This is a genomic window from Nocardioides sp. REDSEA-S30_B4, assembly GCF_001627265.1.
Lineage (GTDB): Bacteria > Actinomycetota > Actinomycetes > Propionibacteriales > Nocardioidaceae > Nocardioides.
Window position 1 is genome coordinate 20,264 of sequence record NZ_LUPI01000006.1, and the last position, 10,373, is coordinate 30,636.

Sequence of the window (10,373 nt, forward strand, 5' to 3'; positions counted from 1 at the left end):
GAGGCTCCCGCTCGTACGCCAACGGACAGAACGCCCCGAGGCCGGTCTTCGGACTTCCGGCGCCGCACCTGGGTGGTGCGACCGGTCACCGCAGCGGGCCTGTGCCGGACTCCCACCGGCTTCCCAGATTCTCCCCTCGCGGGGCACCTCGGAGCTGCGGGCTCACGATAGCCTTGCCGCCCGTGACCCCAGCGCCGACCTCCCAGCCCGCGGACGGGCGAGTCGTCGTCGTCGGCCTCGGCGCCGACGGCTGGACCGGGCTGCCGGTCCCGGTGCAGCGGCGCCTGACCGACGCGTCGGTGGTGCTGGGCTCGGAGCGCCAGCTCGCGCTGCTGCCGCCGGTGGAGGGCCAGCGGCGCGAGGCGTGGGGGCGGCCGTTCGCCGAGAGCCTGCAGGGGCTGCTGGCGACCCATGCCGCGTCCGCTCCGGTCGTCCTCGCGTCGGGCGACCCGTTGGTCTCCGGGGTCGCCGGGACCCTGGTGCGGCTGCTCGGACCCGAGTCCGTGGAGGTGGTGCCCGCGGTCTCGTCGGTGGCCCTCGCGCGCGCCCGGATGGGCTGGCCCGAGGAGACGTGCGCCGTGGTCACCGTCGTGGGGCGCCGCGTCGAGCGGGTGCTGCGCGAGCTGGCGCCGGGACGCCGGGTCGTGGTGCTGTCCTCCGACGCCTCGACCCCCGCTGCCGTCGCCGGGCTGCTCGTCGGGTCCGGCCACGGGGCGACCCGGATGACGGCGCTCTCCGACCTCGGCGCTCCCGAGGAGGACCGCCTCGTCGGCACCGCCACGACGTGGGACCACGACGTCGCGGCGCTCCACGTCCTGTGCCTGGAGGTGGAGGGCGACACGCCGTCCGCCTCATGGGCGGTCGGCCTGCCCGACGAGGTCTTCGACCACGACGGCCAGCTGACCAAGCGCGACCTGCGCGCCAGTGCGCTCTCCCGGCTCGCCCCGCGACCTGGCGAGCTCCTCTGGGACGTCGGAGCGGGCGCAGGATCGGTGGGGATCGAGTGGATGCGGGCGCACGCCACCTGCCGCACCGTCGCGGTGGAACGCGACCCGGTGCGTGCCGCACGGGTGCGCACCAACGCCGCGCGCCTCGGCGTGCCCGACCTGGAGGTCGTCGAGGGCGGGGCCCCGGACGCGCTGGCCGGACTGCCCGCTCCCGACGCGGTCTTCGTCGGGGGTGGCGCCACCGCCCCCGGGCTGATCGACGTCTGCCTGCGTGCGCTGCGTCCCGGCGGGCGGCTGGTCGTCCACGGCGTCACGCTCGAGACCGAGGTGCTGCTGGCCGACGCCCGCGCCCGTCACGGTGGCGAGCTGACGCGGATCGCGGTCGAGCACGCGGCTCCGCTCGCCTCCTTCACCGGCTGGGACCCGGCCCGCACCGTGACCCAGTGGAGCCTTCAGGTCCGCGGACGCTCCGCGGAGTAGAGCCACGACTCACCGGCTGCGGAGTCTGTCGCCTCAGTCAGCGCGCGCCCCACCAGCACCACCGCCGCCTGCCGGAGCCCGGCCTCCTCCACCGGGTCGGCGATGGTGGCGACGGTGCCGCGCAGCACGAGCTCCTCGGGCTGGGAGGCCCGGTGCACCACCACGACCGGGCAGTCGGGTCCGTGGGTCGGCAGGAGTCGCTCCATCAGGTCACGGATGCGGGTGATCGCCAGGTGCAGCACCAGGGTCGCTCCGGTGGCGGCGAACGCCTCGAGGCTCTCGGTCCCGGGCATCGCGGTCGAGCGCACCTGGGTGCGGGTGAGCACCACCGACTGGGCCACCAGCGGCACGGTCAGCTCTCGGCGCACCAGCGCCGCGGCCGCCGCGTACGCCGGCACCCCGGGCACCACCTCCCAGGGCACGCCCGCGAGGTCGAGCCGGCGGCCCTGCTCGTGCACGGCGGAGTAGAGCGACGGATCACCGGAGACCAGTCGCACGACCTGCTCGCCGCGCCGGTGCCCCGCCACGAGCTCCCCGACGATGGCGTCGAGGTCGAGGCCGGCGGTGTCCACGAGTCGCGTGCCGGACCGGCAGTGCCCCAGCACCGCCTCGTCGAGGTAGGTGCCGGGGTAGAGCACCAGGTCCGCGCCCTGGAGCAGCTGCACGGCTCGGAGCGTCAGCAGGTCGGCGGCCCCGGGGCCGGCGCCGATCAGCCGGACCGGGTTCACGGTCGCACCCAGCGTGGTGTCCAGACCCGACCGGCCCGGTCCACGCGGGTGCTCGACGCGCCGACGATCAGCAGGCACTTCATGTCGACGGAGTCGGCGTCGAGCTCGGCCAGGGTCGTCACCACCACGGACTCCTCGGCCCTGCCGACATCGCGCCCGACCACCACGACGGTGTCGGGGGCCCGGTGCTCGAGCAGCGTCTTCTGGGCGCGGACGACCTGCTCGCTGCGACTGCGACTGGCCGGGTTGTAGATCGCGACGACCAGGTCGGCCTCGGCCAGCGCACGCAGCCGTCGCTCGACGACCGACCAGGGCTTGAGCCGGTCGCTGAGGCTGACCACCGCGAAGTCGCCACCGATCGGCGCACCCGCCCGGGCGGCGACGGCCTGCACCGCCGACAGCCCGGGGAGCACCCGCACCCGCACCCCGTCGTACGCCGGGTCCTCGGCCGCCTCGAGCACCGCCGTGGCCATGCCGAAGACGCCCGCGTCCCCGCCGCTCACGACCGCCACCCGCTCCCCCGACCTGGCCAGGTCCAGGGCGGCTCGAGCGCGGTCGATCTCGACGCCGTTGCCCGAGGCGTGCCGGGTGAGGCCCGCACGCTGCGGGACCCGGTGGACGTAGGGCGCGTAGCCGACCACGTGGTCCACCTCGCCCAGGGCACGCTCCACCTCCGGCGTCAGCCACCCGTCGGGTCCGGGCCCGAGCCCCAGCACCAGCAGCTCCGCCGGGGCGGGGCCGGCGGGTCCCGGGGCGGACGCCGGGTCGGACGCCGGGTCGGTCGCGCGCCCGCGGCGACCCGTGCCGTGGACCGAGTCACCGTTGACGACCACCAGCGAGAAGTAGGGGACCGTGTCCGCGTCGACCTCTGCCACCGGCAGGACCCGCTCCTCGCCCATCGAGGCGCGCTCGACGTACATCGCGTGCTCGAGGCGCCCGGCCGCCGCGAGCGCCCGCCGCACGGCCGGGAAGGTCCGGCCGAGCTTCATGATCACCGCACCGTCGGTGTCGGCGAGACGACGTGCGAGCTCGGGCTCGGGGAGCGTCCCGGGGAGCACCGTGAGCACGTCGGTCTGGCGCACCAGGGGCCAGGCGACCGAGGCCGTGGCCGCGGCGAAGGCCGGGACGCCCGGCACCACGACGGTCTCGAAGCGCTCGGCCAACGCATCGTGCATGTACATGAACGACCCGTAGAACAGCGGGTCCCCCTCGGCCAAGAGCACCACGTCGCGCCCGGCCTCGAGGTGGGCGGCCAGCCGGTCGGCCGACTCGGCGTAGAAGTCGGCGAGCGCCCCGGCGTACCCACCCGGGTGCGTGGTGGACCCGGTGGTGACCGGGTAGGTCAGGCACTCCTCGACGCAGCCCGCGGGGACCAGGTCCGCCGCGATCCGTCGCGCGTTCGACTGCTTGCCGACACCCGCGTGGTAGGCCACCACGTCGGCGGCGCCGATGAGCCGTGCGGCCTTGAGGGTGACCAGCTCGGGGTCACCGGGGCCGACGCCGACCCCCCAGAACCGGCCCGGCCGGTCCGGCCGCACCCCCGGGCCGCTCACTCCGCCTCCTGGGCCAGCGCGTTGACCGCCGAGGAGCACATCGCCGAGCCGCCGCGACGCCCGCGGACGGTCACGAACGGGACGTCGATGCCGTGGTCGCGGCGCAGGTCCGCGAGGGCCTGCTTGGACTCCGCCGCTCCGATGAACCCGACCGGGCAGCCGACGATCGCCGCGGGACGCGGGCCGCCGTCCACCAGCATCTCGAGCAGGTGGAACAGGGCGGTCGGGGCGTTGCCGATCGCCACCACGGCGCCCTCGAGCACCGGCTCCCACAGCGAGACCGCGGCCGCGGTGCGCGTGGTGCCCCACCGCGCCGCCAGCCCCGGGACCCGGGGGTCGGTCAGGTCGCAGCGCACCTCGTTGCCGCGCGGCAGCCGTGACGCGGTGACGCCCACGGCGACCATCCGTGCGTCGCACAGCACCGGCGCCCCGGCCTCCAGCGCCTCGCGGGCGGCCGGCACCACCTCGGGGTGGATCACCAGGTCCGGCACCAGGTCGACCTGGCCGGACCCGTGCACCATCCGCACCGCCAGTCGCTCGGCCGACGCGGGCACCGAGGAGAGGTCGGCCTCGCGACGGATCGTGGCGAAGGAGTCGACGTAGATCGCCGGCCCGTCGGTGACGTAGTCGTAGCGACGCGCCGGGGCGCTCGGCTGCCAGGTCATGCCGCACTCCCCTCGGGCAGCAGCGACTCGGGTAGCAGCACGCCGTGCCAGGGGGTCACGACCACCTCGCCGTCGGGCCACGACCCGACCGTGGTGCGGTCCAGCGCCCCACCGGGCGCGGCGACGTGGCGGCCGCCGGGCACCGGACCGTGGGGCAGCGGCGGGCACTCCCCGGGGACTCGCGCGTCGACGGGCTCGACCGGCACCAGCGGGCTGTCCAGCTCCCGCACGTGCCATGCCGCCGACGGGCCGTGACCGCGCCGGTCCAGGAACCGGGCGGCCAGCCCGACCAGCGTCTCGGCGACCTCGTCCAGGGCCACGACCGGCCCCCATCCAGAGCCGACCCGGAGCTGCGCGGCCCCGTCGTCCACCGCGACGAGGCCCAGGTCGCAGTCGCGTTCCACCAGGTCGCCACGCCCGTCGTCGAGCACGAACAGGAACCGGCCCGGCAGGTCGGCCAGCCGGCGGTCCGCGCACAGAGCCGCGTCGAGGGCGTCGGCGACGGGTCGCAGGTCGGCCCGGCCACCCGCGTGACCGGTCTGCGGGGAGACCATCACGTTGCGGACCAGCTCGTGGCTGCGGCTGGGCACCAGGCCGGTCGCGAGCACGGCGTCGACGACCTCGGCAGCCACCGCCCCCGGCGAGAGCGGATCGGCGGGGAGGGCTCGCAGCTGCAGGTTGGCCCGTCCCGTCAGGTGCAGCCGGCCGTCGCCCCAGCGCTCGGCCACGTGGAGCAGTGCGCGGAGGCGACGTACCGCCACGCGGCCGCCCACCAGGCGGAGCCTGACCAGCAGGCCGTCGTCGGCCGGCCAGGGGCGGCAGAGCGCGGGACAGCGATCGGGACGATGACGGGACGACACGGGCACCGGGCCAGCTCCTTCGAGGTCCGGGCTCGTGCGCGGAGCCCGACTGCGACCTCACGGCGGCTGCCGCAAGGGCCAGCAGGTCTTCGGACTCGGGTTCACTCGGCACCGGGCGCCTTCCCAGCGGCTCACCTCTCCCGAGGATCCCCGCCAGTGGCGTGCTGCCCGGCCCGTCACCCACACCGCTGCGCGTCAGTCCCGGATTCTCACCGGGTTCCCAGTGACTGGCCCGAGGACCGTACCAACACCCGGAGGCGGACGGTCGTTCCCGTCCGAGCAGCGATGCCCTAGTGTTCGGCGAGCGGGCGTGAGGAAGCCGGTGGGAATCCGGCGCAGTCGCGCTACTGTGACCGCCCTCCGCGAGTCGTCGTACGACGGTGAGTCGGTGGGTGGAAGTCAGACCCGACCGTCCGCTTCCATCCACATCGACCAGGGACGCAGTCATCCCTGAGGAGGACTCATGTCGCAGTCTGCCCTGCCCATCTCGCCCGCCGCCCCGCTGTCGGACGGGCTCGCCCCCGTCTCGCTGCGTGAGCTCGCCCCATGGACGCTCTTCCTCGGGACCCTCGGCCTGCTCCTGCTCTTCTTCGTCGGGGTCGACCAGGGCGCCGTGTCGGTGCCGTCGGGCTCGTTCGTCCACGAGCTGACGCACGACGGCCGCCACCTGCTCGGCTACCCGTGCCACTGAGGGCGACCGTGCACGCCCGCGCCCTCCTCGTCCGAGGACTGCTCGCCGGCCTGCTGGCCGGCCTCGTCACGTTCGCCGTCGCCCACCAGGTGGGCGAGCCCCCCGTGGAGCAGGCGATCGCCCTGGAGTCCACCGCGCCCGCCGACCACGAGCACGCCGAGGGCAGCGCCGCCCACTCCCACGCCGAGGAGGACGCGGTCGTCAGCCGCACCGTCCAGCGCACCGTCGGCCTGTGGCTGTCCACGGTGCTGGTCGGCATCGCCCTCGGCGGCCTGGTCGGTCTCGCAGCGGCGTACGCCGTCGGTCGCCTCGGCTCCCTCTCCCCGGCCCAGTCCACGGCGGTGGTGGGCCTGGTCGGCTTCGTCTCCTTCGCGCTCGTGCCGTTCTGGAAGTACCCCGCCAACCCGCCGGCGGTCGGCTCGGGCGAGACGATCGGTGAGCGGACCGCGGCGTACTTCGGCTTCGCGGGCCTCTCGGTGGTGCTCGCCGTCCTGGCCGTGGTGGTCGCGGTCCGGGCGTCGCGGCGCGTGGGCGGGTACGTCGCGTCGGTGGCCGCGGTGGTCGGGTACCTCACCCTCGTCGTCGGCGCGGGCCTGCTGCTGCCGGCGGGTGCCGACGTGGACGGGTTCCCGGCGGCCACGCTGTGGGAGTTCCGCACCGCCTCGCTCGTGGTGCAGGCGACGCTGTGGGCCGTGCTCGGGGTGGTGCTGACCGGGCTGGTGGGTCGCCTGGCCGCCGACGCACGGCGCGACCTGGCCCGCCGCACGCTGGCGGTCTCGCTGTGAGCGTGGTTCCGCCCGATCCCGGCGCACGCGCAGCGGCCGCCGGACGACTGGCCGCCCTGGCGGTCCCGGCCGGGGCGCTGGGCCGGCTGGGCGACCTCGCGGTCTGGCTCTGCGCGACCACGGGCCAGGTGCCGCCCCCGGACCTGCGCCGCACCGGCGAGGTGCGTCTGGTGGTCTTCGCCGGCGACCACGGGGTCGCGGCGCACGGCGTCTCGGCCTACCCGGCCTCGGTGACGCCGGCGATGGTCCGCGCGGTCGCCGCGGGCCGGGCCGGGGTCTCAGCCCTGGCCGCCGCACACGGCGTGAGCGTGCGGGTCCTCGACGTCGCCGTCGACGACGACCTCGCCGACCTGCCCGGCTCCGTGACCGCCCGCAGCGTCGGGCGCGGTTCGGGCGCCATCCACGTCGAGGACGCGCTGCCCGACGAGACCGTCCGGGCGGCCCTCGCGCTGGGTCGCGACGTCGCCCGGGAGGAGGTCGCGAGCGGTGGACGGTTGCTGCTCGGTGGCGACCTGGGCATCGGCAACACGACGCCCGCCGCGGCCCTGGTGGCCGCGACGCTGGGCCTGCCCGCCGAGGAGGTCGTGGGACGCGGCACCGGGGTCGACGACGCGGGGCTGGCGCGCAAGAGCGAGGTGGTGAGGACCGCGCTCGACCGGTCCCGCGGCCGCCACGACGACCCGGTGGAGTGCCTGGCCGCCCTGGGCTCGGCGGACCTCGCGGCGACCACCGGCTACCTCGCCGAGGCCGCGGTCCTCGGCGTGCCGGTGCTCCTGGACGGACTGATGTCGGTGGCCTGCGCACTGCTCGCCGACCGGCTGGCCCCGGGGGCTGCGCAGTGGTTCGCCGCCGGCCACCGCTCCACCGAGCCGGCCCAGTCACTGGCCCTGGAGAAGCTCGGCCTGGAGCCCCTGCTCGACCTGGGGCTGCGTCTCGGGGAGGGCAGCGGCGCGGTCGCGGCGGTGCCGCTCGTCCGGTCGGCCGCGGCCCTGCTGCGCGACACCGCCCTGCTCAGCGAGGTCCTGCCCTGAGCCGTCGCCCGGCGGGCTGGCCGGACGCGCTCCTGATGGCGGCCGGCACCCTGACCGTCCTGCGGCTGCCGCCACCGCGACGGGTCGACCCTCAGGTGGCGGGGCGGGCCATGCTGCTCGCTCCCCTGGCGGTGCTGCCGCTCGGCGCGGCCGTCACCGGCCTGCTGCTGGTGACGGCCGAGACCGGCGTACCGCCGCTGGCGCGGGGACTGATGGCCGTCGCGCTGCTCGCGCTGGGCACCCGCGCCCTGCACTGGGACGGTCTCTCCGACGTCGCCGACGGGCTCACCGCCTCCTACGACCCGCAGCGCTCGCTCACGGTGATGCGCACCGGGACGTCGGGCCCGGCGGGCACGCTGGCCGTGGTGCTGGTCGCGGGGCTGCAGGCCGCGGGGTTCGCGGCGCTGTCCGGCTCCCCGGCGGGCTGCGTGCTGGCGGGGGCGTGCGTGCTCGGCTCCCGGGTGTCGCTCGCGACCTGCTGCGCCCGTCCCGTCCCTCCGGCGCGCCCCGAGGGCCTGGGCGCGACGGTCGCCGGGACCGTGCCGGTGCTCGCCGCCGCGCTCGCGTGGCTGGCCCTCGCCGGAGCCCTCGCCGGGCTGCTGGCCGTGCTGCCGGTCCAGCGCGCGCCGTGGCACGCGCTGGTGCCGGTCGTCCTCGCGGTCGTCCTGTCCCTGCTCCTCGTGCGCCGCTGCACCAGCCGCCTCGGCGGTGTCACCGGGGACGTCCTCGGCGCCGGCGTCGAGGCCTCCCTCGCCGTCCTGCTGCTGGCCCTGACATGAGCCGAGACGTCACCCACGCACGGCCGAGGCGTCACTCGCGCACGGCCTCGGGTTCAGAGGACCAGGACCCGACCGGCGATCACGAGGTGCACCTCGTCGCAGGCGGCGCCGAGCTGCTGGTTGACCGCCCCGAGGAGGTCGCGGAAGACGCGGCCGGAGCGATGCGCGGGCACGACGCCGAGGCCCACCTCGTTGGTCACGAGCACGACGTCGCGATCGGTGGCGGCCAGCGCCGCGACCACGTCGTCGGTACGCCGGGCGACCAGCTCCTCGAGCTGATCGGCCGTCCGGTCCCAGGCCCGCTCCTCGTCCAGCACCGCGGTCAGCCAGGTGCCCAGGCAGTCGACCAGGACGGGTCCGTCACCGGCTCGGACGGCGCTCGCCAGGTCCCGCGTCTCGGCCGTGGCCCAGCTCTCCGGGCGCCGCGACCGGTGCGCGGCCACGCGGGCGGCCCAGTCGGGGTCCATGTCCTCGTCGGTGGTCGGGCCCGGTGCGACGTACGTCGCCGCTCCCCCGTCGGCCGCCTCGCGCACCAGCTCCTCGGCGTGCCGCGACTTGCCCGACCGCACGCCGCCGGTGACCAACACCTTCACGTCTCGCCTCCGGGACCTCGATGAGCGCGCGGGCGCTCGGGCTGCTGCTCGGCTACGCCGCCGACCGGGTCTGGGCCGACCCGGTGCGCCACCACCCTGTCGCATGGTTCGGCACCGTCGCGAGTCGGCTCGAGCAGCGGGTGTGGCGCGACGACCGCCTCGCAGGGACGGCGTACGCCGCTGTCCTGGTCGGTGGGGTGGTCCTGCCCGCCGCCGGGGTGGAGCGCCGGGCCGGCCCGGCGACCCGGGTCGTGACGACCGCCGCTGCCACCTGGCTGGTGCTGGGGGGCACGAGCCTGGACCGGGAGGCGGCTGCGGTGCAGGCGCGCCTGGAGGTCGGCGACCTGCCCGGCGCACGGGCGCAGGTCGGCCGCATCGTCGGTCGGTCGACCGCGGACCTCGACGCCGCCGGGGTGGCCCGCGCCGCCGTGGAGTCGGTCGCCGAGAACACCTCCGACGCCGTGGTGGGAGCCCTGGTCTGGGGTGCCGTCGCCGGTCTCCCGGGTCTGCTCGGCTTCCGGGCCGCCAACACCCTCGACGCCATGGTCGGGCACCGCACCGCACGGCACGACCGCTTCGGCTGGGCCGGCGCCCGGATCGACGACGTGCTGGGTCTGCCCGGTGCGCGCCTCACCGCAGCGTTGGCCGCAGCAGCGGGACCGGACCACGCCGGCGCGCTCCGCGCCTGGTGCCCACGTCGTCCACGACGCTGACCCCGGCCGGCGGATCCGGTCGGGACACGACGACGCACGGCACGCCCAGCTCGGCGGCCGCCGCCATCTTCGGCCAGGTGTGCATCCCGCCGGAGTCCTTGGTCACCAGCACGTCCGCGGCGTGCTCGCGCATCAGCGCGCGCTCGTCGGCCAGGTGGTAGGGGCCGCGGTCGAGCAGCAGCCGCCACGACGGGGGCAACGCGACCTCGGGGTCGTCGACGACGCGCGCCAGCACGGGCCGGTCCGCCAGCGGTCCGGTGAAGCTGCCGAGGTGCTGGCGCCCCACCGTGAGGAACGGTCGCTCCCCCAGCTCCGCTGCGCGCGCTGCCGCCTCGACGTGGTCCGCGACCCGGTGCCAGCCACCGCCGGGATCCTCCCACCCGGAACGCGCCAGTCGGAGCAGACGGTCGTGCGGCACGGCGAGGGCGGCGTGCGCGGAGATGGTCGCGGCGAAGGGGTGGGTCGCGTCGACGACGGCGTCGAACCCCGCGGCGTACGCCGCCAGCCCGGCCACCCCGCCGAAGCCCCCGATGCGCACCGACCCGACC

The 10,373-nt window shown here is 76.3% G+C and carries 12 protein-coding genes and 3 riboswitches; of the genes, 6 read left to right on the forward strand and 6 right to left on the reverse strand.

Going from position 1 to position 10,373, the window contains the following annotated elements; all coding sequences use genetic code 11:
• Positions 1–21: 21 nt before the first annotated feature.
• A riboswitch (cobalamin riboswitch) is annotated at positions 22–166 on the reverse strand.
• Positions 167–182: 16 nt separating this feature from the next.
• Positions 183–1,427, forward strand: coding sequence for a precorrin-6y C5,15-methyltransferase (decarboxylating) subunit CbiE (gene cbiE / locus A6R01_RS01235; RefSeq protein WP_292602685.1), 1,245 nt, complete (start codon positions 183–185; stop codon positions 1,425–1,427).
• Here the strand turns inward: cbiE and A6R01_RS01240 are convergent.
• Genes A6R01_RS01240 through A6R01_RS01255 form a run of 4 tightly spaced genes read right to left on the reverse strand, consistent with a single transcriptional unit; the run spans position 1,400 to position 5,239 of the window.
• A complete protein-coding gene (locus A6R01_RS01240) occupies positions 1,400–2,155 on the reverse strand; it encodes a cobalt-precorrin-4/precorrin-4 C(11)-methyltransferase (RefSeq protein WP_292602688.1) in 756 nt (251 codons plus the stop codon). The genes cbiE and A6R01_RS01240 overlap by 28 nt on opposite strands.
• Entirely contained in the window at positions 2,152–3,708 is a 1,557-nt protein-coding gene (locus A6R01_RS01245; RefSeq protein WP_292602691.1) for a precorrin-2 C(20)-methyltransferase, read from the reverse strand. Before A6R01_RS01245 ends, A6R01_RS01240 begins: the two co-directional genes overlap by 4 nt.
• Positions 3,705–4,373 (reverse strand): precorrin-8X methylmutase, encoded by a 669-nt coding sequence (locus tag A6R01_RS01250; protein WP_292602694.1) that lies wholly within the window; start codon positions 4,371–4,373, stop codon positions 3,705–3,707. The genes A6R01_RS01245 and A6R01_RS01250 overlap by 4 nt, the downstream gene beginning before the upstream one ends.
• Positions 4,370–5,239 carry a nitrite reductase gene (locus A6R01_RS01255; RefSeq protein ID WP_292602696.1) on the reverse strand — a complete coding sequence of 290 codons (870 nt, stop codon included), beginning with the start codon at positions 5,237–5,239 and terminating at the stop codon, positions 4,370–4,372. Before A6R01_RS01255 ends, A6R01_RS01250 begins: the two co-directional genes overlap by 4 nt.
• 56 nt (positions 5,240–5,295) lie before the next feature.
• Positions 5,296–5,497: riboswitch (cobalamin riboswitch) on the reverse strand.
• Positions 5,498–5,510: 13 nt separating this feature from the next.
• Positions 5,511–5,661: riboswitch (cobalamin riboswitch) on the forward strand.
• A 35-nt stretch (positions 5,662–5,696) separates the two neighbouring features.
• Between A6R01_RS01255 and A6R01_RS01260 the strand changes: the two genes are divergently transcribed.
• The 4 genes from A6R01_RS01260 to A6R01_RS01275 are packed head-to-tail and all read left to right on the forward strand — an operon-like array spanning position 5,697 to position 8,519.
• Positions 5,697–5,924: a CbtB-domain containing protein gene (locus A6R01_RS01260; RefSeq protein WP_292602699.1), complete on the forward strand. Its 228-nt coding sequence runs from the start codon at positions 5,697–5,699 to the stop codon at positions 5,922–5,924.
• The gene (locus A6R01_RS01265) at positions 5,915–6,709 is read left to right on the forward strand and encodes a CbtA family protein (RefSeq protein WP_292602702.1); all 795 of its coding nucleotides are present in this window, start codon (positions 5,915–5,917) and stop codon (positions 6,707–6,709) included. Before A6R01_RS01260 ends, A6R01_RS01265 begins: the two co-directional genes overlap by 10 nt.
• 2 nt (positions 6,710–6,711) lie before the next feature.
• Positions 6,712–7,740, forward strand: coding sequence for a nicotinate-nucleotide--dimethylbenzimidazole phosphoribosyltransferase (cobT, locus tag A6R01_RS01270; RefSeq protein ID WP_292602705.1), 1,029 nt, complete (start codon positions 6,712–6,714; stop codon positions 7,738–7,740).
• A 35-nt stretch (positions 7,741–7,775) separates the two neighbouring features.
• The gene (locus A6R01_RS01275) at positions 7,776–8,519 is read left to right on the forward strand and encodes an adenosylcobinamide-GDP ribazoletransferase (protein ID WP_292602707.1); all 744 of its coding nucleotides are present in this window, start codon (positions 7,776–7,778) and stop codon (positions 8,517–8,519) included.
• A gap of 53 nt (positions 8,520–8,572) precedes the next feature.
• Here the strand turns inward: A6R01_RS01275 and cobU are convergent, their stop codons facing one another.
• A complete protein-coding gene (gene cobU / locus A6R01_RS01280; protein WP_292602710.1) occupies positions 8,573–9,112 on the reverse strand; it encodes a bifunctional adenosylcobinamide kinase/adenosylcobinamide-phosphate guanylyltransferase in 540 nt (179 codons plus the stop codon).
• A gap of 20 nt (positions 9,113–9,132) precedes the next feature.
• On the opposite strand from cobU, the gene A6R01_RS01285 reads away from it, so the two are divergent.
• Positions 9,133–9,825 (forward strand): cobalamin biosynthesis protein, encoded by a 693-nt coding sequence (locus A6R01_RS01285; RefSeq protein WP_292602713.1) that lies wholly within the window; start codon positions 9,133–9,135, stop codon positions 9,823–9,825.
• On the opposite strand, the gene A6R01_RS01290 is transcribed toward A6R01_RS01285, so the two are convergent.
• The coding region (locus tag A6R01_RS01290; protein WP_292602716.1) for a precorrin-6A/cobalt-precorrin-6A reductase at positions 9,743–10,373 on the reverse strand (631 nt) is incomplete at its 5' end. The two genes, A6R01_RS01285 and A6R01_RS01290, sit on opposite strands and share 83 nt — an antisense overlap.

Bases quoted from the DNA above. Each gene is read 5' to 3' on its own strand.
- A6R01_RS01250 (WP_292602694.1), bottom strand. From the start codon at position 4,373: ATGACCTGGCAGCCGAGCGCCCCGGCGCGTCGCTACGACTACGTCACC.
- A6R01_RS01285 (WP_292602713.1), top strand. From the start codon at position 9,133: ATGAGCGCGCGGGCGCTCGGGCTGCTGCTCGGCTACGCCGCCGACCGG.
- A6R01_RS01275 (WP_292602707.1), top strand. From the start codon at position 7,776: ATGGCGGCCGGCACCCTGACCGTCCTGCGGCTGCCGCCACCGCGACGG.
- A6R01_RS01260 (WP_292602699.1), top strand. From the start codon at position 5,697: ATGTCGCAGTCTGCCCTGCCCATCTCGCCCGCCGCCCCGCTGTCGGAC.